The 23,145-nt window shown below is 73.1% G+C and carries 17 protein-coding genes and 1 riboswitch; of the genes, 6 read left to right on the top strand and 11 right to left on the bottom strand.

The window, feature by feature from the left end; genetic code table 11:
- The first annotated feature begins 99 nt into the window (after positions 1-99).
- Together dinB and cobF are read left to right on the top strand one after the other, a co-directional pair.
- Positions 100-1,281 carry a DNA polymerase IV gene (dinB, locus tag LPA41_RS09015; RefSeq protein ID WP_229069529.1) on the top strand — a complete coding sequence of 394 codons (1,182 nt, stop codon included), beginning with the start codon at positions 100-102 and terminating at the stop codon, positions 1,279-1,281.
- 127 nt (positions 1,282-1,408) lie between these two features.
- The gene (gene cobF / locus LPA41_RS09010) at positions 1,409-2,167 is read left to right on the top strand and encodes a precorrin-6A synthase (deacetylating) (protein WP_229069527.1); all 759 of its coding nucleotides are present in this window, start codon (positions 1,409-1,411) and stop codon (positions 2,165-2,167) included.
- A gap of 94 nt (positions 2,168-2,261) precedes the next feature.
- On the opposite strand, the gene LPA41_RS09005 is transcribed toward cobF, so the two are convergent.
- Both LPA41_RS09005 and cobN read right to left on the bottom strand, forming a co-directional pair.
- Positions 2,262-2,858: a GNAT family N-acetyltransferase gene (locus tag LPA41_RS09005; RefSeq protein ID WP_229069525.1), complete on the bottom strand. Its 597-nt coding sequence runs from the start codon at positions 2,856-2,858 to the stop codon at positions 2,262-2,264.
- 41 nt (positions 2,859-2,899) lie between these two features.
- Entirely contained in the window at positions 2,900-6,436 is a 3,537-nt protein-coding gene (gene cobN / locus LPA41_RS09000) for a cobaltochelatase subunit CobN (RefSeq protein WP_229069523.1), read from the bottom strand.
- Between the two features lie 35 nt (positions 6,437-6,471).
- Positions 6,472-6,592, bottom strand: a riboswitch (cobalamin riboswitch).
- 87 nt (positions 6,593-6,679) lie between these two features.
- Here cobN and LPA41_RS08995 point away from each other — a divergent pair.
- From LPA41_RS08995 to LPA41_RS08980, 4 genes are all read left to right on the top strand, one after another.
- Positions 6,680-7,936, top strand: coding sequence for a nitrite/sulfite reductase (locus LPA41_RS08995; RefSeq protein ID WP_229069522.1), 1,257 nt, complete (start codon positions 6,680-6,682; stop codon positions 7,934-7,936).
- Positions 7,933-8,553 (top strand): precorrin-8X methylmutase, encoded by a 621-nt coding sequence (locus LPA41_RS08990; protein ID WP_374238131.1) that lies wholly within the window; start codon positions 7,933-7,935, stop codon positions 8,551-8,553. Before LPA41_RS08995 ends, LPA41_RS08990 begins: the two co-directional genes overlap by 4 nt.
- 4 nt (positions 8,554-8,557) lie before the next feature.
- The gene (locus tag LPA41_RS08985; protein WP_229069518.1) at positions 8,558-10,078 is read left to right on the top strand and encodes a precorrin-2 C(20)-methyltransferase; all 1,521 of its coding nucleotides are present in this window, start codon (positions 8,558-8,560) and stop codon (positions 10,076-10,078) included.
- Positions 10,079-10,257: 179 nt separating this feature from the next.
- Positions 10,258-11,811 carry a cellulase family glycosylhydrolase gene (locus LPA41_RS08980; protein WP_229069516.1) on the top strand — a complete coding sequence of 518 codons (1,554 nt, stop codon included), beginning with the start codon at positions 10,258-10,260 and terminating at the stop codon, positions 11,809-11,811.
- Here the strand turns inward: LPA41_RS08980 and LPA41_RS08975 are convergent.
- The 9 genes from LPA41_RS08975 to solA all read right to left on the bottom strand — a co-directional run bounded on the left by LPA41_RS08975 (position 11,751) and on the right by solA (position 23,144).
- Positions 11,751-12,953 carry a glycosyltransferase gene (locus LPA41_RS08975; protein ID WP_229069514.1) on the bottom strand — a complete coding sequence of 401 codons (1,203 nt, stop codon included), beginning with the start codon at positions 12,951-12,953 and terminating at the stop codon, positions 11,751-11,753. The two genes, LPA41_RS08980 and LPA41_RS08975, sit on opposite strands and share 61 nt — an antisense overlap.
- On the bottom strand, positions 12,925-14,238 hold the full coding sequence (locus LPA41_RS08970; RefSeq protein ID WP_229069513.1) for a glycosyltransferase family 4 protein: 1,314 nt from the start codon (positions 14,236-14,238) through the stop codon (positions 12,925-12,927). The genes LPA41_RS08975 and LPA41_RS08970 overlap by 29 nt, the downstream gene beginning before the upstream one ends.
- Positions 14,235-15,503 (bottom strand): sugar transporter, encoded by a 1,269-nt coding sequence (locus tag LPA41_RS08965; RefSeq protein ID WP_229069511.1) that lies wholly within the window; start codon positions 15,501-15,503, stop codon positions 14,235-14,237. The genes LPA41_RS08970 and LPA41_RS08965 overlap by 4 nt, the downstream gene beginning before the upstream one ends.
- A gap of 71 nt (positions 15,504-15,574) precedes the next feature.
- Positions 15,575-17,029 carry a hypothetical protein gene (locus tag LPA41_RS08960; RefSeq protein ID WP_229069509.1) on the bottom strand — a complete coding sequence of 485 codons (1,455 nt, stop codon included), beginning with the start codon at positions 17,027-17,029 and terminating at the stop codon, positions 15,575-15,577.
- Positions 17,026-19,005 (bottom strand): hypothetical protein, encoded by a 1,980-nt coding sequence (locus LPA41_RS42430; RefSeq protein WP_304523754.1) that lies wholly within the window; start codon positions 19,003-19,005, stop codon positions 17,026-17,028. Before LPA41_RS42430 ends, LPA41_RS08960 begins: the two co-directional genes overlap by 4 nt.
- Positions 19,005-20,117, bottom strand: coding sequence for a glycosyltransferase family 4 protein (locus LPA41_RS08950; RefSeq protein WP_229069506.1), 1,113 nt, complete (start codon positions 20,115-20,117; stop codon positions 19,005-19,007). The genes LPA41_RS42430 and LPA41_RS08950 overlap by 1 nt, the downstream gene beginning before the upstream one ends.
- Positions 20,114-20,989, bottom strand: coding sequence for a glycosyltransferase family 2 protein (locus LPA41_RS08945; RefSeq protein WP_229069504.1), 876 nt, complete (start codon positions 20,987-20,989; stop codon positions 20,114-20,116). The genes LPA41_RS08950 and LPA41_RS08945 overlap by 4 nt, the downstream gene beginning before the upstream one ends.
- A gap of 136 nt (positions 20,990-21,125) precedes the next feature.
- The gene (locus tag LPA41_RS08940; RefSeq protein WP_229069502.1) at positions 21,126-21,890 is read right to left on the bottom strand and encodes an L-type lectin-domain containing protein; all 765 of its coding nucleotides are present in this window, start codon (positions 21,888-21,890) and stop codon (positions 21,126-21,128) included.
- An 84-nt stretch (positions 21,891-21,974) separates the two neighbouring features.
- Entirely contained in the window at positions 21,975-23,144 is a 1,170-nt protein-coding gene (gene solA / locus LPA41_RS08935) for an N-methyl-L-tryptophan oxidase (RefSeq protein WP_229069500.1), read from the bottom strand.
- Position 23,145 lies beyond the last annotated feature (1 nt).

Here is a 23,145-nt window from a genome sequence, read left to right as displayed (position 1 = left end):
GGAATTCCCCCAAGCTAGTTCCGCCCCGGCCGCGCCTTCCGCCGGTGCCGTGCAACGTGTCGGCGGACACCAATCGAACACATGTACTAGCATGCGGGAGTGATCCTGCACGCCGACCTGGACTCGTTCTACGCGTCCGTCGAGCAGCGCGACGACCCCTCGCTGCGAGGCCGCCCGGTGCTGGTCGGCGGCGGTGTCGTGCTGGCGGCGAGCTACGAGGCGAAGGCGTCCGGCGTCCGCACCCCGATGTCGCTCGGCCGGGCCCGGGCGCTCTGCCCGCAGGCGATCGTGGTGCCGCCGCGCATGTCGGCCTACACGGCGGCCAGCCGCGAGGTCTTCGCGATCTTCGAGGACACCACGCCGATCGTCGAGCCGCTCTCCATCGACGAGGCGTTCCTCGACGTCGATGGCCTCCGCAAGATCCGCGGCACGCCGGTGGAGATCGCCCACCGGCTGCGCGCCGAGGTCCGGGCCCGGGCCGGCCTGCCGATCACGGTCGGGGTGGCGGGCACCAAGTTCCTCGCCAAGGTGGCCAGCGCCGCCGGCAAACCCGACGGCCTGCTCGTCGTGCCGCCCGGCGAAGAGCTCGCCTTCCTGCATCCGCTGCCGGTCGAGCGGCTCTGGGGCGTCGGCCCGGTCACCGCGGCCAAGCTGCGCGAGCGGCAGATCCACACGGTCGGGCACGTGGCCCGGGTCGGTGAGGCGGCCCTCGTCGCGATGCTCGGCGCCGGCGCCGGCCGGCACCTGCACGCGCTCGCCCACAACCGCGACCCCCGGCGCGTGAACACCGGCCACCGCCGGGGATCGATCGGGGCACAGTGCGCGCTGGGGCGTTCCACCGACCGCGACTTCGGGGCCGTCGAGGCCACCCTCGCGGCCCTCGTCGACCGGGTCGGCCGGCGGATGCGGCGGGCCCACCGGTCCGGGCGGACGGTCACGGTGCGGCTGCGGTTCGGCGACTACAGCCGGGCGACGCGGTCCCGGAGCCTGCTCAAGGCGACCATGCAGACCGCCGCGATCCTGCACACCGCCGAGGAACTGCTGCGCGAGGCCCGGCCGATGATCGACGAACGCGGGCTGACCCTCGTCGGCGTCGCGGTCAGCAACCTCGACGGCGAGGGAAACGTGCAACTGGAGCTGCCGTTCACCCCGGAGCCGGACCAGGACGACCTGGACGCGGCAGTGGACCGGGTCAGGGACCGGTTCGGCGCCGAGGCGCTGCGGCGCGGCTCGATGATCGGCCGGCAGATGTCACCGTCGGTCCCGCTCCTGTCCGACTGAGAGCCGGCCGGCGGGGCACGCGGCCGGCGGGGCGCCGGATCCGCGATCGCTCGAGCACACGGCCGCGATGCCCGGCGGCGCCGGGTCCTCGATCGGCGGGCGCGGCGGCTGAGGCAGACTGCATGCCATGCGGAAGATCTACGTAGTCGGTATCGGCGCCGGCGACCCGGACCACCTGACCCTGCAGGCCGCCAAGGCGATCGGCCGGACCAACGTGTTCTTCCTGCTCGACAAGGGCGAGACCAAGCAGAGCCTGATCGACCTGCGGGAGCGGATCATCCGGGCGTACTCGCACCCGCACAAGCGGATCATCGAGGGCCGCGACCCGGACCGTGACCGCACGCCGGCCGACTACACCGGCACCGTGGCCGACTGGCGGCACCGGCGTTCCCTGGTCATCGAGGAACTGATCGACGAGCACCTCCGGCCGGACGAGACCGGCGCGATCCTGGTGTGGGGCGACCCGGCGCTCTACGACTCCACGATCGCGATCCTGGACGAGATCTTGGAGCGGGGGGCGACGACCTTCGAGTACGAGGTGATCCCCGGCATCAGCAGCGTCTCGGCACTCGCCGCCAAGCACCGGGTCGGGCTCAACCGGGTCGGGCAGCCCGTGCAGATCACCACGGGGCGGCGGCTCGCCGAGGGCTGGCCGGAAGGCGCCGACGACGTGGTAGTCATGCTCGACGCACAGCAGGCGTTCACGGCACACCCGGAGGCGGAGATCTACTGGGGCGCCTACGTCGGCACCGAGGACGAGCTGCTCGCGTCCGGCCGGGTGGGCGAGGTGGCGGACGAGATCGTGCGGACCCGTACCGAGGCCCGCGAGCGGCACGGCTGGATCATGGACACGTACCTGCTGCGCCGCAACCCGGAAAAGCCCTGAGCCAGCCACGCGGACAGGCTGAGCCGGACCACGGGAAGACGCTGAGCCAGACCCGCGCGGAAGCGCTGAACCAGACCCGCGCGGAAGCGCCGGGCTAAACCGCGGCGAACGGCGCCGCGTAGGCGAAGGCGCCGCGCAGCTCGGGCCGGTACGCCGTCAGCGTCCGGACCTGGAAGTGCGGCGCCCACTCGGCCACCGGGGGCTCGATCCCGAACTCCGCGGCGAGCCGGAAGCCGAACCGGGAGTAGTACGCGGGGTCGCCGAGCAGCACCACGAGCGGTTCGCCGAGGGCGTCGGCCGCGCCGAGCACCGTGTGCACCAGCGCTGAGCCGACGCCGCGCCGCTGCCGGTCAGGGCGCACGCTGAGCGGGCCGAGACCGAGGGCCGGCTCGCCGCCGACCGTGGCCCGGCTGCAGACCACGTGCCCGATCACCGCGCCGCCGTCGCCATCCCCGCCAAGAGCGCCGCCACCGCCGAGAGCGCCGCCGCCGCCGGAAAGGCCGCCATCGTCAAGGGCGCCGCCGCCGGAAAGGCCGTCGCCGTCAAGGGCGACCAGGGACAGCGCCGGCAGCCATCCCGGGTCGGCTCGCAGTGCGTCCACCAGCTCGGCCTCGGCCGCCCGGCCGAAGGCGGCCAGCGTGACCGCGTGAACCTCGGACTCCCGGCCCGGCGTCTCCCGCTGCACGAACATGGGCCCAGCCTCGCCGCCGGGCCCATGGCGCACAACCGGATTTACGCGGGGCCGTCCTCCAGCTCGCCCTCGGTCTCCAGGTAGAGCTCCCGCAACGCGTCGAGGGTCGCCGGGTCCGGGGAGTCCCAGAGTTTGCGGTCGGCGGCCTCCAGCAGCCGCTCGCTGATGCCGTGCAGCGCCCACGGGTTCGACCGGCGCATGAACTCCTGGTTCTCCGGGTCGAGCACGTAACTCGCCGCGAGCTGCTCGTACATCCAGTCGGTCACCACGCCGGCGGTGGCGTCGTACCCGAAGAGGTAGTCGACCGTGGCCGCCAGCTCGAACGCGCCCTTGTAGCCGTGCCGCCGCATGGCCGCGATCCAGCGCGGGTTGACCACCCGGGCGCGGAAGATCCGCGCGGTCTCCTCGGTCAGGCTGCGGGTGCGTGCCTGGTCCGGGTTGGTGGAATCGCCGATGTACGCGGCCGGCGCCTTGCCGGTGAGCGCGCGGACCGTGGCGATCATGCCGCCGTGGTACTGGAAGTAGTCGTCGGAGTCGGCGATGTCGTGCTCGCGGGTGTCGATGTTCTTGGCCGCGATGTCGATCCGCCGGTACGCGTTCTCCATGTCCGGCCGGGCGGGCACGCCGTCCAGGTCCCGGCCGTAGGCGAAGCCGCCCCACACCGCGTACACCTCGGCCAGGTCGGCGTCGTCGCGCCAGTTGCGGCTGTCGATGAGCGGCAGGATGCCGGCGCCGTACGCCCCCGGCCGTGACCCGAAGATCCGCATGGTGGCCCGCCGCCAGTCGCCGTGCTCGCCCTGGTCCCGCAGCGCGTGCTCGCGGACGTAGTTGTCCGGCTCGTCGATCGCGGCGACCATCGTGAACGCGTCGTCCATCATCGCCACGACGTGCGGGAACGCGTCCCGGAAGAAGCCGGAGATGCGGACCGTCACGTCGATCCGGGGACGGCCCAGCTCCGCCCGCGCGATCGGCTCCAAGCCGGTGACACGCCGGGACGCCGGGTCCCAGACGGGCCGGACGCCGATCAGGGCGAGGATCTCGGCGATGTCGTCGCCGGCGGTGCGCATCGCGCTGGTGCCCCAGGCGGAGAGGCCGACCGATTTCGGCCAGGTGCCGCCGTGGTCGGCGCGGTAGCGGTTCAGCAGCGACTCGGCCATCGCCTGGCCGGTCTCCCAGGCCAGCGAGCTGGGGATGGCCTTCGGGTCGACGGAGTAGAAGTTGCGGCCGGTCGGCAGCACGTTGATCAGGCCGCGGAGCGGGGAACCGCTGGGGCCGGCCGGGACGTAGCCGCCGTTCAGGGCGTGCAGCACGTGGGTGATCTCGTCGGTGGTCCGCGCGAGGCGGGGGACGACCTCGGTGGCGGCGAACTCCAGCACCCGGATCACGTCCGGGTTGTCCGACAGGTCCGCGATGCCGGAGGTGGGCCAGCCGCGCTCCTCCATCGCCGTGACGAGCGCCCGCGCCTGTTCCTCCACCGCGTCCGTCTCGGCCGTCGACGCGTCCTCGGCGAGCCCGAGTGCTTCCCGCAGACCCGGCAGGGCGGCCACCTTGCCCGCCCACATCTGCCGGGCCCGCAGCATCGCGAGCACCAGGTTGATCCGTGCCTCGCCGACCGGCGCCGAGCCGAGGACGTGCAGGCCGTCCCGGATCTGCACGTCCTTGACCTCACACAGCCATCCGTCGATGTGCATGATGAAGTCGTCGAACTCCTCGTCGTCCGGGCGATCGGACCGGCCGAGGTCGTGGTCCATCTTCGCGGCCTGGATCAGGGTCCAGATCTGGGCCCGGATCGCCGGCAGTTTCGCCGGGTCCAGGGCCGCGATGTTGGCGTGTTCGTCGAGCAGCTGCTCCAGCCGGGCGATGTCGCCGTACGACTCGGCGCGCGCCATCGGCGGGATCAGGTGGTCGACCAGGGTGGCGTGGGCGCGGCGCTTGGCCTGCGTGCCCTCGCCCGGGTCGTTCACCAGGAACGGGTAGATCAGCGGCAGGTCGCCGAGCGCCGCGTCGGTGCCGTCCGAGGCGGACATGCCGACGTTCTTGCCGGGCAGCCATTCCAGGTTGCCGTGCTTGCCGACGTGGACCACGGCGTGCGCGCCGAACTCGTCGGCGATCCACCGGTAGGCGGCCAGGTAGTGATGGCTCGGCGGCAGGTCCGGGTCGTGGTAGATGGCGACCGGGTTGGCACCGAAACCGCGCGGCGGCTGCACCATGACCACGATGTTCTCGTCACGCAGCGCCGCGAGCACGATGTCGCCGCTGTCGACGTAGAGCTCGCCCGGCGCCGCACCCCAGTGCTGCGACACCGAGGCACGGAAGTCCTCGGGCATCGTGTCGAACCACGACGAGTACGCCGCGCCGGAGATCCGCACCGGGTTGCCGGCGAGCTGTTCCTCGGTCAGCCAGTCGGGGTCCTGCCCACCGGCCGCGATGAGCGCGTGGATCAGACCGTCGCCGTCGTAGCCGGTGAAGGAGCCGACCCGGTAGCCGCTGTCGCGCAGGGCGGCCAGCAGCGCCACCGCGGACGCCGGGGTGTCCAGGCCGACCGCGTTGCCGATCCGGGAGTGCTTGGTGGGGTACGCCGAGAGCATCAGCACGATCCGGCGGTCGGCCGGCGGGACGTGCCTCAGCCGGGCGTGCGCCACCGCGATCCCGGCGACCCGGGAGGCCCGCTCCTCGTCGGCGACGTAGACCGACAGCCCCTCCGGGTCGATCTCCTTGAACGAGAACGGCACCGTGATGATCCGGCCGTCGAACTCCGGGATCGCCACCTGCGTGGCCGCGTCCAGCGGCGACAGGCCGTCGTCGCTGGCCTCCCAGGTGGCCCGCGAACTGGTCAGACAGAGTCCCTGCAGGATCGGCACGTCCAGGTCGGCGAGCACGCCGACGTCCCACGCCTCGTCGTCGCCACCGGCACTCGCCGTCGCCGGCTTGGTGCCGCCGGCCGCCAGCACCGTCACCACCAGGGCGTCCGCCTTGCGCAGTTCGGCCAGCAGCTCGGGCGACGCCGTACGCAAGGAGGCCGTGAAAATCGGCAGCGCCCGGGCACCCTTCGCCTCGATCGCGCGGCAGATCGTCTCCACGAACGCGGTGTTGCCGGCCATGTGGTGCGCCCGGTAGTAGAGGACCGCGACGGTCGTGGTGGCCTCCACCGCCGGCCGCTCGAGCACCCCCCACTGCGGCGCCTCGACGGCCGGCGCGAACCCGTTGCCGGTCAGCAGCACCGTGTCGGAGAGGAAGTCGTGCAGCGACGCCAGGTTCGCGGCGCCGCCGTGCACCAGGTAGACGTGCGCGTCCGCCGCGACACCGGCCGGGACGGTGGACAGCTTCATCAGGTCCGCGTCCGGCGCCTGCTCGCCACCGAGGACGACGACCGGGACGTCACCGGCGAGCAGCGTGTCCAGGCCCTCCTCCCAGGCCCGGCGGCCGCCGAGGATGCGCACCACCACCAGGTCGACGCCGTCGAGCAGGGCGGGCAGGTCGTCGACCCCGGTCCGGGCCGGGTTGCCCAGCCGCCAGGCCGAGCCGCTGGCCCGGGCGCTGAGCAGGTCGGTGTCGGACGTCGACAGCAGCAGAAACACGCGTGCGCTCCCCCTCGGGGTCCGCGCCCCGGGTAGTAGAGATCACGGCGACCGGAGTTCCTGGCTCCCGGGGCAACCCGGTGACAGTGGCGGGACCGCGCCGGACTCGCACCGGCTTCCTCCGCGGCGTCGCCGCACGATTCACTTTCGCTACACGCTACTGGATGCCGCGGCGGGCCCGAGTTGTGACGCTGCCGACCCGAGGGTGCGGCCCCTCCGGTGATCGCCCGTAGTATCCGGGCCGTGGCCCCCCTCCGGCAGTCCGACACCGACGCCTGCCCCGGCGCGCTGCGGCTGCACGCCGCCGCCGACGGGTTGCTGGCGCGCGTCCGGCTGCCCGCGGGCGAGCTGACCGGCGACCAGCTGCGGGCCCTGCGGGAACTGACCACGGAGTTCGGCGACGGCTTCCTGGAGCTGACCTCGCGCGCGAACTTCCAGGTCAGAGGCGTGCGGACGGAGGACGCGGAGACCTTGGCGGCCCGCTTGCGCGCCGCCGGGCTGCTGCCTTCGGAGACCCACGACGCGGTACGCAACATAGCGGCGCCGCCCCTCGCCGGCCCGACGATCCGCGCCCTGACCGCCCGGCTGGACAGCGCGATCCTCGGCGACCCGGCCCTGGCCGCGCTACCGGGGAAGTTCCTTTTCGCCCTGGGTCACGTGCCGCTCGCCGCCGACGTGGCAGCCGTCCCCGGCTCCCTTGCGGACGGCTCCGGCCCGGACGGCTCCGGCCCGGAGTTCGTGATCCGGCTGGGCGGGCACGACGTCGGGCTGCGGGTTGCGGCCGGGCGAGTGGTCGCGGTGCTGATCGCGGCGGCGCACGCGTTCCTCGCCGAACGCTCGGCACAGCGGGGTGCGGGCGCGGCGGCGTGGCGGCTGCGGGAACTGCGCGACGGCCCGGCCCGGGTCGCCGCCCGGGTGTGCGCGGACCTCGGGCTGAGCACGGTAGCGGTCGGACCGGCCACATCGGTCGAACCGCTCGAACCGGGCGACCTGCTGGGTGTGCTCGCGCAGCCGGACAGCCCGCTCGTCTCGGTCGGGGCGTTGGTGCCGCTGGGGCGGCTGGGACCCGTACAGCTGAAGGTTCTGGAAAAGGCGCCGCGGCTGGTCGTCACGCCGTGGCGGGGCATCCTCGCCGCCGACCTGGCGCCCGCCGGCGCGCCGGCCTGGGCGGACCGGTTGAACGCGGCCGGGCTCGCCGTGGCGCCGGACTCACCGTGGGTGGGCGTGACCGCGTGCGCGGGGCGTCCCGGCTGCGCGAAGTCGCTGGCCGACGTGCGCGCGGACGCGGCGCGTACCGCCCGCTTCGTCGACGGCCTGCCGGTCCACTGGGTCGGGTGCGACCGCGCGTGCGGCAGCCCGGCCGGCCGGCACGTACAGGTCCGGGCCACACCGGACGGTTACGCGGTGTCCCACCAGGCCACGACCGGCCCGGCGGGGCACGGCGGCGCGGACGGCGTACGTGATCTTGGGGAACTGGTGGCGGAAGCAAGGAGATCTTGATGGAGTACGTGCGCGACGGCGCTGAGATCTATCGGCGGTCGTTCGCCACGATCCGGGCGGAGGCCGACCTGGGCGGGCTCCCCGCCGAGGTGGCACGCGTCGTGGTCCGGATGATCCATGCGTGCGGGATGGTCGACCTGGTGCCGGACGTGCGGTACAGCCCGGCCGTGGTGACCGCGGCCCGGACGGCGCTGCTCGGCGGCGCCCCGATCCTCTGCGACGCCGAGATGGTCGCGTCCGGAGTGACGCGCAACCGGCTGCCCGCCGGCAACGACGTGGTGTGCACGCTGCGTGACCCGGCCGTGCCGGAGATCGCGGCCCGGATCGGCAACACCCGCAGCGCGGCCGCGATGGACCTCTGGGGTGACCGGCTGGACGGCGCGGTGGTGGCGATCGGCAACGCGCCGACCGCGCTGTTCCGGCTGCTGGAGATGGTCGAGGCGGGCGGGCCCCGGCCCGCCGCGGTGCTCGGCATCCCGGTGGGTTTCATCGGCGCGGCCGAGTCCAAGCAGGCCCTGGCCGAGTCCGGGCTGGAGTATCTGATCGTGCGTGGGCGGCGCGGTGGCAGCGCCATGACGGCTGCCGCGATCAACGCCATCGCATCCGAGGCGGAATAGGTAGATGACGAACGAAGTGACGCGGCCCGGCCGGCTCTACGGTGTCGGGCTCGGGCCCGGCGACCCCGAACTGGTCACCGTGAAGGCGGCCCGGCTGATCGAGGCGGCCGACGTGGTCGCCTACCACGCCGCCCGGCACGGGCGCAGCAACGCCCGGGCGATCGCGGCCGGTTACCTGCGTGCCGGCCAGATCGAGGAACCGCTGATCTACCCGGTCACCACCGAGGGCACCGACCACCCGGGCGGCTACCAGGGCGCGATCGACGAGTTCTACGCCGAGGCCGCCGCCCGCCTGGCCGCGCACCTGGACGCCGGCCGGGACGTCGTGGTGCTGGCCGAGGGTGACCCGTTCTTCTATGGCTCCTACATGCACATGCACAAACGGCTCGCCGACCGGTACGAGACCACTGTCGTCCCCGGCGTCACCTCGGTCAGCGCCGCCTCCGCCGTGCTGGGCCGCCCGCTGATGGAACGCGACGAGGTCCTGACCGTCCTGCCGGGCACGCTGTCACCGGCCGAGCTGGCCGCCCGGCTGTCCACCACCGACTCGGCCGCCGTGATGAAACTGGGCCGCACGTTCGCCGGTGTCCGGGACGCCCTCGAGCAGGCCGGCCGCCTCGACGACGCGTGGTACGTGGAGCGTGCCACCACGGACCGGGAACGGTCGGCGCCGCTGCGCGAGGTGGACCCGGAGTCGGTGCCGTACTTCTCGCTGGCCCTGCTGCCCAGCCCCGCCGCAACGGCGTTCGCGGCCGCCGCCCCGGAGACGCCGGCGGGCGACGGCAGTGTCACAGTGGTCGGGCTCGGCCCCGGCGACCGGGCCTGGCTCACGCCGGAGGCGCAGGCCGCGCTCGCCGCCGCCGACGACCTGGTCGGGTACGGGCCCTACGTGGACCGGGTGCCGGCCAACCCCCGCCAGCGCCGCCACCCCTCCGACAACCGGGTCGAGGCCGAACGTGCCGCCTTCGCGCTCGACCTGGCGAAACGCGGTCGCCGGGTCGCGGTCGTCTCGTCCGGCGATCCGGGTGTCTTCGCGATGGCCGCCGCCGTACTCGAAGTCTCCGAGGATCCGCAGTGGGCCGGCGTGCCGGTCCGGATCGTGCCGGGCCTGACCGCGGCGCAGGCCGTGGCGAGCCGGGCCGGTGCGCCGCTCGGCCACGATTTCTGCGTGCTCTCCCTCTCCGACCGGCTCAAGCCGTGGTCGGCGATCGAGACGCGGCTCGTCGCGGCGGCCGCCGCCGACCTGGTGATCGCGATCTACAACCCGGCGTCGAAGTCGCGGACCGAACAACTCGTCCGGGCCCGCAAGCTGCTCCTGGAGCACCGTTCGGAGCAGACGCCGGTGGTCGTCGGGCGGGACGTGGGCGGCCCGGCCGAGGAGATCCGGGTGACCACGCTCGGCGACCTCGACCCGGCCACCGTCGACATGCGCTGCCTGCTCATCATCGGTTCGTCGCAGACCCGGACGATCGAGCGGGGCGACGGCAGCAGGGCCGTCTACACCCCCCGGCACTACCCCGTCTGAGCGTCACCCCCAGGGCGGGCCGGCGCACCATCGGCCGCCGCCCCGGGAATGAAGGGCGTGCACCTGTCCGCTCCCCCATCGCAACCGCACTACATCCACCGAAGTCTGACGATTGCCGGGCATCGACCGAATGGAGGGTCACCAGAAAACAAGCCAAGACGTGAAGGGCTGGACCCCCCGTGAAGACTGTTCGCAGCCGCGCAGCGATCGTCGCCTCCTCGCTGCTCCTCGCCGTGATCGCGCCGGCCGGGGAGGCCACGGCCGCGACCAAGCCGGCCCCCGCTCCCAAAGCCACCACGAAGACCAGCACCACCGTGAAGACTGGCACCGTGAAGACCGGCACCATGAAGATCCAGGGCGGAGTCGTCACCACGCTGGCGAGCCGCCTCGACGCCACCCTGGCGGCCAAGACGATCAACTACTACCCCTCGAACGCCGGCTGGTCGGCGATGTGGACGTCCTTCGACGCCGCCCGGATCGAGGCCGACATGGCGAAGGCCGCCGCGCTCGGCGCCGACAACGTCCGGGTCATCGTCTTCCCGCAGTCGTTCGGCTACCCGACCCCGAAGGCCGAGTACACCGAGCGCCTGCGCAAGTTCATCAGCATCGCCGACTCGTACGGGCTGACCGTCAAGCTGACCCTGTTCGACTGGTGGGCCGGTTACGGCGACGCCACCGGCAGCGCGGCGTGGGCGAAGGCCGTGCTCAGCCCGTACGCGAACGACCCGCGAGTGATCTCGGTGGAGCTGAAGAACGAGTTCAACCCGTCCGACGCCGCCTCGGTGACCTGGGTCAAGAAGATCATCCCGGCCGTACGCGCTGCCGTGCCGACCATGCCGCTGACCCTCTCGGTCGACGGGCAGAGCGGCGCCCCCGCGATGGCGAAGATCAAGCAGGTGCTGGCCGGCACCCCGCTCGACTACTACGACTTCCACTTCTACGGCACCTCGGAGCGGTCGCTCGCGGAGATCCGTAAGGCGCAGGCCGCGGTCAGCCCGTCCCCGATCGTGATCGGCGAGACCGGTGTCAGCACGGCCTCCGGCAGCGAGGGCGAGCAGGCCGCGTTCCTGGCCCGGGTGTTCACGGCCGCCCAGCTCACCGGCGTGGCCTCGGTCGCCCCGTGGACGCTCAACGACTTCAGCGAGGGCGCGATCCCGTCCAACTCGCAGGTCTCGAAGCTGCCGGCGCAGTACAAGTTCGGCCTCTACCGGGCCGACGGCACCGCCAAGCCGGCCGCGGCCGTGGTGCGCACCGCCTGGACCGGCGGCAAGATCACGAACGGCGTGCTGGACCTGGGCTTCGAGGCGGCGGCGGGCAACTCGCCGTGGCGGCCGTACCTGGCCGAGCAGGGTTCCGCGGTGCGGGTCCGTGACGTGGCACGGACCGGCTCCGGTTCGGCCCGTTTCTCCGGCACCGGCCGCAGCGGCTCCAACATCCCGTCGGTGCGCACCTCCCCGGTCACCCCGGTGCAGCCGGGCAAGGCGTGGCACGCCGAGGCCTGGGCCAAGGGCCTCAACGTGACAGGTTCCAACGAGATCGCGCTGAGCTGGTTCGACGCCAACGACAAGTGGCTCGGCCAGAACTCGTCGAAGCAGGTCGCCAAGGGCACCAGCGGCTGGACCAAGCTGACCGTGGACGCGGTCGCACCGGCCGGCGCCGCCAGCGTCCAGCTTCACCTCAAGTCGGGCGACAACACCGGCACCGTCTGGTTCGACGACGTGTCGATGTCCTGACCCCCGATCCGGGCCAGCAGCCGGGAGTAGGCGTCAACAGTTCGCTGCCACGACGAAGGATCCGCGTGCCGCCGGCCGGTCAGGCCGGCGGCACGGCCTATTCCGGCAGCCAGGTCGGCCGGTGACGCGGGCGGGACGAAGACCGTTCCGCTGTATCCCTCGGCCGCCTCGACCAGACCGCCCACCGCCGTCACCACGACCGGCACGCCGTGACTCATGGCGATGTGCAACGGCCCGCTGGCCGAGCTGCGCCGGTACGGCAGCACCACCACGTCGGCGCCGGCGAAAAGGTCGTTCACCTCGGTGTCCGGCACGTACCGGTTGACGAACGTGATCCGGTCCCGCACCGGCGAGTCCACGATCATCTCGCCGGGCAGCGTCCAGCCCTCCCAGGTCTCGCCCACCACGGTCAGGTGGTACCCCGGCCCCAGCTCGGCGAAGGCTTCGATCAGATCCTCGAGACCCTTGTACGGCCGGATCGTCCCGAAGAACAGCAGCCGGCACACCCCGGGCGGTCCGGGCCGCCGCGCGACCGGCTCGTGGTGGTCGAACGGCCCGTGCAGCGCCACCTCCGCCGGCACGCCGCCCAGCCGGTACGTCTCGGCGACGGCCCGCAGGTCGAAGCTCGAGTGCACGATCACCCCGTCGGTGCGGCGCAGCAGCGGCCGGATGCAGCGCCGCACGTAGCGGGCGGCCCAGGCGTACCGTGCCTCGCCGGTGTCCTGCACCTCGTGGAACTCCACCACCACCCGGATCCCGAGCGAGCGCGCGACCAGGCATAGCACCAGGTACGAGTGCAGCACCGCACCGGTCCACCACTGCAGCACCAGGACGTCCGGCCGGAACTCGCGCAGGAAACGCACCGCCCGGAACAGGCTCGGTGCCGCCCACCAGTCGACGCCGTCGAAGACCCGTACCCCCGGCTCGTAACGCAGGTCGGCGAGGGAGTGACCGACCCGCTCCCGCCCGGGATAGAGCCGGGCTGGCAGCAACTGGCGCATCAGGATCGCGCCCACCTCGAAACGCCCGGCGAGCGCGTTGCTGAGCCGGCAGGTGTAGTAGCTGATCCCGGAGAGGAACCGCCAGCCGGAGCCGACCACCAGGATGCGCGTGTCAGCGGCGGGCGGTTGCGATGCAGTCACGGTAGACCTCCTCGATCTGGGGCACGACGCGGGCGGCGGTGAAGTCCAGCCCGCGCTGGTGACCGGCGGCTCGCAGCCGCGCGGCCAGGTCACGATCGGTGAGCACGCGCACCAGCGCGGTGTGCAACAGGTCGGGGTCGCCGGGCGGGACCAGCAGGCCGTCCACGCCGTCGCGCACCACGTCCAGCAGGCCGCCGGAGGCGGAGGCGACAAGCGGCGCACCGGCCAGCATCGCCTCCACCGCCACCTGACCCATCCCCTCCAGCAGCGACGGCACCACCCCGGCGGCCGCACCGTGCCAGGCCGCCATCACCTGCGCGTGCGGCACGTCGTGCCGGACCACCACCCCCGGCGGGACCGGTGGCGTGTCGTCGCGCCGCGCGCCGAGGCAGACCAGCCGGGGCGCCGGACCCGGACCGGCCCAGGTCGCGGCCAGCCGGCGGAACGCGGTGAACAGCACGTCGATGCCTTTGTGCCGGCCGAGCTGGCCGACGAAGAGCAGATAGGGGCCGGCCGGCAGCCAGTCCGGCCGGGGCGTGTCCCGGGCCAGCGCGTCCAGGCCGTCCGGCACGAGGCTGGAGAGCACCCGCACCGGCACCTCCCCCGGCAGCCGGGCCAGGTGCACCGCGGACGCGACCGACGACGAGATCGCGGTGACCGTGTCGATCCCCTCGTGCCGCTGAGCGCGCAGACCCACAGTGAGCACGGCCGACCGGGCGGCGCCGTACTGTGCCGACGCGCACCGAACACACCGTGACAGGCTCGGGCCGGTCGGGCAGCGGCGGCCGTCCGGGGCGAACGTCTTGCGCACACACGTCAGGCCGAAGTCGTGCGCGGTGTGCAGGTGCGGCAGCCCGGACCGCAGCGGCAGGAAGCTGTACATCAGCCAGTCGTGGCTGTGCACCAGGTCGAACTCGTGCGCGCGCAGGACCCGCGCGATGTCCGCCGTGGTCAGCGGGTCCGGCAGGGTCGGGTGGAACGGCTTCGCGGGGTCCGCGTTCAGCCGGGGCAGCATCGTGTTCGCGACGCTGCGGACGCGGACCACCCGTACCCCGTTGATCGTCTCGTCGTGGGCCGCCCGCGACGTCGCCAGCGTCAGCACGGTCACCTCGTGCCCCCGCCGCACCAGTTCCTCGCTGCTGGTGGCGATGCTCCGCTCCAGCCCGCCGATCACCGGCGCGTACAGGTTGGACAGGTGCAGGATCCGCAGCCGCCCGTCGTCGCTCCCCGCGCCCGGCCGTTCCCCGACGATCCGGCGGCTTGCCACCGGCCTGGTGCCACTCATGTCAACCCCGCAGATGTACGCACGTCGCCCTCCACCACCGCATCCCGCCGGCCCCGATCCGGGGCTCTTCGCACGGTCGCCAGCACCCCCACCAGCAGGGCGCTCGCCGTCTGGCCGGCCAGCCAGGCCACCCCGGCACCGGTCACCCCCCAAACCGGCAGCAGTGACCACGCCAGGAACAGGCAGGACACCGCCCGGACCGCGTTGAGGCGGCGGCAGCGGCGGAAATCGCCCCGCGAGCGCCAGTGCGCGACCGCGAGGTTCGTCACCGCGTCCGGCAGGGCCGCCACCACCAGAAGCTTCAGGAGCAGGCCGCCCTCGTCGGCGTACCCGGCGCTGAACATCCCGAGAATCGCGTCCCCGGCGCCCAGCAGCACGACCGCCGGCACCCCCACCACAGCGAGTACCACCGCCGCCGCCCGCGTCAGGCCGACCGGCGCGGCGTTGGTGCGCTCGGCGTAGAGCGCGGACGCCACCGCCGGCGACACCATGAAGAGCATCGCCGCAGTCATCCAGGCCAGGTAGAAGTGGGCGTTCGCGTCCGATCCGAGCCGCGCCGTGACGAGCACCGGCAGCAGCGCCGCCGGCCCGGCCTGCGTCAGATTGATCAGGTGGTGGCCGGTCACCGCGGCGCGCAGCCGGGGCAACTCGGCCCGGATCCCGGCGAGGCGGAGCCGCGCGCCGGGCCGCAACCGGTGCGGCCCGATCACCACGGTCAGCGCACTCACCAGCAGCGACGGCAGGGTCCAGGAGATCAGTACGGCGCCGGCCCAGTCGAGGCGGGCGCCCTGCGACCCGGCCACCAGGATCACGAGCAGGGTCACGATCTTGCCGGCGGCGACGACCAGATTGCGTACGAGCATGCCGTGTCCCGCCCGATGCGCGACGTAGACGTTGTCCAGCAGGGTCGTACCGGTCACGGCCACGGCGGCGCACACCAGCGCCGCCGCCCCCGGCACACCGGCGAGGAACCCGAAGTTCTCCGCGACCGCGGGCACCACGAGCGCCGCCGCCACGGCCGCGACGACCGTTGCGGCCGTCCCGAACACCAGCCCCCCGCTGACGATCCGCGACCACGCACCCGCGTCACTACCGGGAAGCCGCTGAATGAACATGTGCCCGGCGCCCAGATTCGCGACCATGCTGACCGCCGTGGCCGCCGAGATCAACGCCGTAGCAGTCCCGACCTCCGACGCCGGCACGCACCGGGCGGCCACCATCCAGTACAGATACCCCAGCCCCCCGTTGACCACGGTAGTAGCCATGATCAGCAAACTGTTCCGAGCCAGCGAGTCCCGCCCGGCCCGCCGCACCACCCCGGCAACCCACCCCCCGCTCAACATCCCGGACGCCCCCGCCCACCCGCAACCACGCCCGCCACAAGCCCAGCCCCAGCCGACGCACCGGCGCCGGAACCGCCACGTACGCCAGCCGGCGTACCCGCGCCTGCTGCCGAGCCGGCAGGTGTTGCCGGGCCGACGCCCGGGCCTGTCAGGGACCCGTTGAGACGCGGGGCGGCCTGACCTTTTTCGGTCAGCGGTGCTCCGTGCTCATCGGCGAGTGGCGCCCGGCGCTTGCCAGCGGTGAGTAATGCGGCGCGCTTGCCATCCGTGATCGGCCCCCGGGCGTAGAAGCCGGTGCTCATCCGGCCGACACTGATGCTGACGGCGCGCAGGCAGCCGTCCGCGGGCATGGCCGGCACGTGCACGGTCAGCGATCGGACCGTATCGGCCCCTACGGTCACCGGGCGTGCGGCCACCAACCGGCCGCCGATGCGCAGACGCAGCGACGTGGTCAGGGTGTCGAGGCCGGCGCTGGTGACCCGCACCGGGACGGCGAGGCCACGGACCGGCACCGTCACCGGCTTGTCGATCCCGGCCGCCCACCCGTTGAGGGCAACGCTCAGATATCCGGGCTGCTCCGGGCGCGGCGCCGACAGGTAGGCCCGCGTGGCCACCGCACCGATCGCCACGGCCAGCACCACGGGAGCGGCGACCGCCATCCCGTTCCGGGCGTACTCCCCCAGGCGTACGCGCACCTTCCCCGCCGGGCTTTCCGGAGAGACCACATGCATGCCTCGGTCGGGGTTTACCGGTAAACCGGAGACGGCGTCAGGTGTTTTCACATTTGTGGAGGCGTTGTGAACAGAGATCGCCGGCGGACCAGGCACAGGGGCGCGACCCAAGGAAGCCGAGTGCTCCGGCGCAAGGGCGTGATCTGAAACGGCCTGGGACTCCAGCAAAGGGCCGTGATCTGAAGCGGCCGGGGACTCCAGCACAGGGGCATGGTCCGAAGCGGCCCGGGACTCCGGCGCACGGGCTTGATCTGAAGCCGGGTCGTCCGGTGGGAGGAGGCCGCGGGCTCGCTGGGCGGGGAGCCGGCCTGGCGACGAGGGCTCGGCATCGGCGTGAGCGACAGGCCGGGCGTCGGCGCCGGCGTTGGCGGTGGGCTGGGTGGGGCGGTTCTCGCGCCAGAGGGCGCATGCGGTGGAGAGCGTTACGGCTGCTGTGGTGCCTGCCAGCAGGGGTACGGTGCGGATCGGGGCGCCTGCCAGGTGGAGGGTGAGCGCTACCAGGGGCAAGGTTGCCAGGCCGGCCAGGGCGGTCAAGCCTGCGCGGGCTGCCGGTACGCCGCTTTCGGCGGGGATGCCGGGCAGGGCGCGCAACAGGAGTTCGCCGGAGCAGAGCAGGGCGGTCAGGCAGAGGGGTACGGCCAGGGCGGGGCGGCCGTCGGCGGCGAGGGTGGCGGCCAGGGCGGCGTACGCCAGGTAGGTGACCCGGATCGTCGTCATGGTGCGCTCCCCGCCGCCTGGGCGTCCAGACTCCCGAAGTCGAACCGGTAGATCGCCACGTGCGGGCCGTCGTACATCTTGATCAGCCAGGGCAGGGTGTCGAACTTGGTCAGCTGGGCCCGGGTGAAGGCGGGCCGGCCGTCGTGCGGGATCGGCTCGTTGGTCTCGAAGTAGATTTTGATGTCCGGCACCTGTTCGGCCATCCGGCGGTCCACCACCAGGAACTCGAAGCGCCAGCTGCGCAGCTGGTGCAGCAGGGCGGCGGGCATCGGCCGGCCGGGCTGGGCGAGGTAGAGGTCGTACGCCGGGAAGGTGGCCGAGCCGGTGGTCGGGTGCTGCTCGCCGTACGACCCGAAGATCAGGCCGGAGTAGCGGTCGGCGACCAGCCGGGCCTCCCGGCCCTGCGTCTCGCGGAGCCAGGCGGCGGCGGCGAGGACTTCGGGGGTGGCGGCCCGGGTGTCGGAGCCGAAGACCGGCGGGCCGGGGAAGCGGTAGGACGGGTTCATGCCGGCGGCGTTGTTGCCGACCAGCATCAACGCGCAGGCCGCGAGCAGCGCGACACCGGGGACGAGCAGCGCGACCCGGGGAGCGGATCGGCGCCTGCGCGGCCGGTCCAGCAGGGCGATGATCAGGGGGGCTACGGCGAGTGCGAGGCCCAGGTAGCTGAAGGCCCACGACCGGCGGGCTCCCTCGGCGCCGGCCGGGGTGAGGATCAGCAGGGTGGCCGGGAAGTAGAGGGCGCCGACCAGCAGCATCGCCGCGGTTCCGGCTGAGGTGAGCGGGTCCGCCGTGCGGCGGCGGCGCCACCAGAGTGCGGCGGCGCCGGCCATGGCGAGCAGGGCGAAACCGGGTGCGGCGTACGCGGTGGCCCGCTCCCACCAGGGTGCGATCGACTGGCTGAAGAGCGTGCGCCCGCCGGAGCCGCCGCCGGCCAGGCCGCCGAACTGACCGAGGGCGCGGCCCAGGTAGGGGTCGAGGTAGCTACCGGTACGCGGTGCGACAGCACTCATCCAGAGTCCGGTGATCAGCGCGACGCCACCGGTGAGCGCCCAGCCGGTCCGGGCCGCGGTGCGCAGCGGGCCGAGCGTCGCGGTGATCGAGAGCAGGCCGAGGATGCCGGTGAGCCAGAGCGCGGTGAGGTGATGGGTCGCCACGGCTGTGAGCGCGAGCAGCCACGTGAACGCGGCCCAGCCGAACCGGCCGTCCCGGGTGGTGGCCCGCATCGCGCGCAGGGCACCGGCCAGGGCCCAGACGAGGACGCAGAGGGCGAGGGACTCGTACCCGAGCTGGGTGTCGAAGAAGAGGAACGAGCTGTTCAGGCTGTACGCGAAGGCGGCCGCGACGCCGGCCCGCGGGTCCGGCCAGAGCTGTCCGGCGAGGACCGCGACGCCGAGGAGCACGAGGACGTGGGCGGTGATCAGCGCCAGCAGCGCGGCGTGCCAGACGGAGAGGCCGGTGAGCGCCGCGAGCGACGAGACGGTCGCGTGCAGCCCCGGGTAGTCGCCGATCACCCGGACGATCGGGTTCTGCTCGAAGAGCCGGCCGTCGAGGAGGATGTCGTGGCTCTGGCCCCAGTGCGCGTACTCGTCGTGGTAGAGCGGGCCGCCCGGGTTGCGCAGCAGTTTCGGGAGGTAGGTGAAGCATCCGTAGCCGGCCAGCACGGCGAGGCGCAGCCGGGCACTCACGCCCGTGCGCATCCCCCACCAGGCCGCCGGCAGCGTGAAGATCAGCATGCCGGCCCAGAACCAGCCGAACTGGCCGCCCTGCCCCCACTCGGCCCGCCGGTAGGCGACGACGAGTGCGGCGGCGCCGGCCGCCGCGGCGATCGTGAGCGTCAGCGCACACCAGCCCGCCGCTGATCCGCCGGCACGCAGGAGGCCGCGGAAGGGGCCACGCCGGCCGGCGGCGGGACCGCCGGCCGGCAGCCGGGTACGCGGGAACCGGCCGGCGTCCACCCCGGCCGCGGTCGCACCCATCAGGCGACGGCCCCCGCCGCGGCCGGCCGGGCGGCCGCAGCGGCCTGCTTCACCACCGCGGTGTAGACGGCACGGATGCCACCGACCACGTCGTCCCAGGTGGGCAACGCGGCCGGACGCCGGCGGCCGGCCGAGGTCGCCTCGATCATCGCGGCGGCCAGGTCGGCCTCGTCGTCCGGGTCGGCGTAGCGCAGCCACACACCGTCGCCGGCCATCCGGGCCACCTCCTGATGTGCCGGGATCGGCGCGGCGACCGTGGGCAGGCCGGCGGCCAGCGCGTCGGCGACCGACAGGCCGAACGCCTCGTGCGCCGACGCGGAGACCGCAGCCGACGCCTGCGCCAGGCAGGACGCGAACGCGGCGTCGTCCAGCCGGCCGTGGAAGACGACCTGGCCGGCCAGCCCGAGCCGGGCCGCGAGCTGACGCCACTGCCCGGCGGCCGGTCCGGTGCCGACCACGTCGAGCCGGTGGTCCGGGCCGAGATGGGCCATCGCCCGGATCACCCGGTCCACCCGCTTGTACTGCTCGAGCCGGCCGACGCAGAGGATCCGCCGGGACTGCGCGGGGACCACGGGTACGGCCGGGCGCGGGTCGGTGCCGTTCGGGATCACCACGGTCCGGTCGGCGACCTCCGGGAAGTGCCGCAGCAGCACGTCCCGCTCGGCGGCCGTGACGCAGACGACGGCGCTGGAGCGGGTCAGCACGGTACGCCCGAACGGCCGGTACAGCGGGTGCAGCGCGGCACGGAACCGGGTGTGCCCGGTCCCGTGGTAGTGCGGCGTGAAGACCATCGGGGTGCCGGCGCCACCGTGGGCGGCACAGAGCGCGACCAGGGCGTGGTAGCTGTGGACGTGCAGGACGTCGTACGCCTGCGCATGGGTGCGCAACCACCGCCAGAGCGGAAGCGACAGGCGGTAGTCACGTGCCGGGACGGTCAGCGGGAACCGCCGCACCAGCACACCGTCGATGTCGTCCACCGAACCCGTCGCGTGCTGGGTGATCACCTCGACGTCGTCACCGGCGGCCGCCAGTCCGGCGCAGAGGCGCTTCACATGGGTCTCCACCCCGCCGATGTCCGGGTGGTACGCGTTCGAGACGACTCCGATCCTCATCCGACGCGCGCCCCGTCCCGGACCTCCGTCTTCGCGGCGTTCCGCTGCCGGGGCCGCCATTCACGGGCGATGGTCCGCAGCACCCGCATGCCGTCGGTGAACGCGTTGAGGTTGCTGACGCCGTGGATCCGGGAGTGCTCAAAACTCGGCACCTCCACGATGTCCAGGTCGGCGCGGGCCGCGCGCAGGTTCAGCAGAGTCTCGATCTCGAAACCGTCGCCCCAGAGCCGTCCGTCGGCGTTGTCCGGCGCCGGGGACGTGCTGTCCAGCGCGAAGACGTGCAGGTGCCGGGCCCAGAACGCGTTGTAGCCGTAGCAGAGGTCGCTGTACCGGGTCCCGAACAACGCGTTGACCAGCACACTCAGGCACTTGTTACCGGCCCGGCGCAGCCGGGTGATGTCGGCGCTGCCGCCGCGCGGGCCGAACCGGGAGCCCTTCGCGAAGTCGGCGCCGGCCCGCAGCGTCTGCACGAAGCTGGGAATCTCCAGCGGATCGGTGGACCCGTCGGCGTCGATCATGACGATGATGTCCCCGGTGGCGGCGGCGAAGCCGCAGGCCAGGGCGTTGCCCTTGCCACGGCGGTTCTGCCGGACGACGCGGATGTCGGGGCGCAGCCGGCGGGCGACGGCCACGGTGTCGTCCGTGGACCCCCCGTCGACCAGCACGATCTCGTCCACCTCCGGGAGCCGCGCGAACACGTGCGGCAGGTTCCGGGCCTCGTTCAGCGCCGGAACGATCACGCTCACCGTGGGTTCGGTCCCGGCGCCGGGCGGTGCCGCGGCGGATCGATGAGTGGGGAGCCGATGAGCGATGGGCCGGTGGACGGTGGACCGCTCAGCACCTGTCTCGTCGGCGGTCTCGTCGGAAAGCACACGGTCGACCGTGGGCATAGCTGTCTCCGATCGGGCAGGGTGGAGCCGGCCCGGGCGGGCCGGAGAGCATGGGTGCGTCAGAGGGGTACGCCGGGCGTCGCGCCGCGCGAGAACAGCGGGCGACGCCGGTCGCCGATCACGCCTGCGGCGTGCCGACCGTCCAGTCGTAGATGTCCTGCCGGGCGGTGACGTCGCCGGTGGACGCGGTGAAGCCGACCCAGCCGCTCGTCGCGCCGGTACGCGCGGCGAGGTCGACGTTCTGGTCCAGCAGCAGTTGCTCGGTCGAGCCCTTCGACACCGGCCGCACGTAGACCTTCAGGTTTTGTGCGGCGGCGTCGTAGCGCAGGCGTGCCTGGAACGGCTTGCCGAACAGCGGGATCGACGACTCGGCGGTCGCGGTGTGCCGGTCCGGGTTGCCACCGAGGACGACGGCGAGGTGGTTGCTGCTCGGGTCGGGCGTGTTCTGGTAGGTGTCGAACTCGACCGCGACGCTCCGGGAGATGCCGCGGTAACCGAGGCCGCCACCCCAGCCGCCGAGCGCCCGCGGGCCGGCGCCCTGTGCCAGGAACGCGATGCCGTCGGCGCCGGGCGTGCCGTGGTGCAGGTACGCCTTGAACGACGTCTCGAAGGGCTCGGTCAGGTCGATCCGGTTCGTCGACCATGCCGAGCCGGCCTGCTTGAAGCTGCCGTTCGTCAGTTCGAGAACCCGCTTGTCGCCCCGTTCCGAGGTGACGGCGGCGGTGCCGTTGAGGGCGAGCGAGTCCGCGTACCCGGCGCTGATCGGCTCGATCGTGCGGGCGTCGCCGTCGGCGGCGCGTGCTCCGCCGGCGTGCACGGCGGCCAGCATGGAGAGCAGGGCGGAGGCCAGGAGGCCGCCCCGCGCCAGTCTTGATGAACGCACGACATGCTCCGTTTCAGTCGGTTTGCCCGAGTAGAACCTGGCCTAAGTTAGGGCAGACCATGGAGCCTTGTGTCCGAGTCTGGGTTAATTACCCCCATTTGTTGCGATCATGCCACTGAGGAACCGCCGCGGATCGAAAAGCCCTGTCGCGTGGGCGGTGCCGCCGGTCGTCGCGAGGTCCGCCACGATCTCACCCACCACCGGCACGAACTTGAACCCGTGCCCGGAGAAACCGCAGGCCACGGTGACCGCCTCGTGCCCCGGGTGCCGGCCGATCACGAAGTGCTCATCGGGCGTGGTGCTGTAGAGGCAGGGTTCGCCGCGGAGCCACTCGCCGGGCAGATCGGGCAGAATCCGGCCGGCCGCGGCGGCCATCTCGGCGATCTCGTCCGGGTGCACGGTGGTGTCCAGGCCGTCCGGGGTGGTGAGCGTCCCGCGCCGGAAGAACGCGATCTTCACGCCGCCGTCCGGGCCGTCGACGGCCGGGAAGCCGTACATCTGACTGCCCTCGGCCGGTTCCCAGATGTGCACCGGATGCCGGTCGGCGAGGAACGGCGTCACACCCCCGCGCGGCCGGAACCAGTGCTGCACCTGCCGCTCGATGCGCACCGGCACACCGAGGCCGGCCAGCAACTCCGGTGCCCAGGGACCGGGAGTGATCACCAGCTGACCGGCCGTGTACATCCCGGCGGCGGTACGCACCCGCACCCCGCCGCCGGTGTCCGGCGCCCAGGACTCCATCGGCTCGCCGAACCGCAGGTCGGCGCCGTGCCGGGCGGCCAGGCCGAGCTGCGCCCGCACGGTCCGCTCCGGTCGCACGAAACCGGCCTTCGCCTCGTAGAGCGCCACCTCGTCCGGCTGTGGCGCCGTCGTCGGGAAACGGCGGCGCAGCTCGGCCGCGTCGAGCAGCTCGTGCTCCAGGCCGTGCTGCCGCGCGCTGGCCAGGGCACCCGCGACGGTGCGCGACTCCGGCCGCCCCACCATCACGCCACCGGTCAGGGTGATCAGGTCGGTCGCCGAGTCGGTGGCCAGCCGGTCCCACAACTCGTACGCCCGGAGCAGCAGCGGAACGTACTCCGGTCCCTCGAAGTAGGACTGCCGGATGATCCGGGTGCCGCCGTGGCTGGCGCCCCGGTCGTGCCCCGGCCCGAACCGCTCCAGGCCCAGCACCCGGTGCCCGCGGGCGGCGAGATGGTGGACGGTGGCACTGCCCATGCCCCCGAGACCGACAACGATCACATCGTAAGCGGGCAAG

The organism is Actinoplanes sp. DH11 (assembly GCF_020873875.1).
In the GTDB taxonomy this organism is placed as follows: domain Bacteria; phylum Actinomycetota; class Actinomycetes; order Mycobacteriales; family Micromonosporaceae; genus Actinoplanes.
This window is presented reverse-complemented; position numbering and strand designations above follow the sequence as displayed.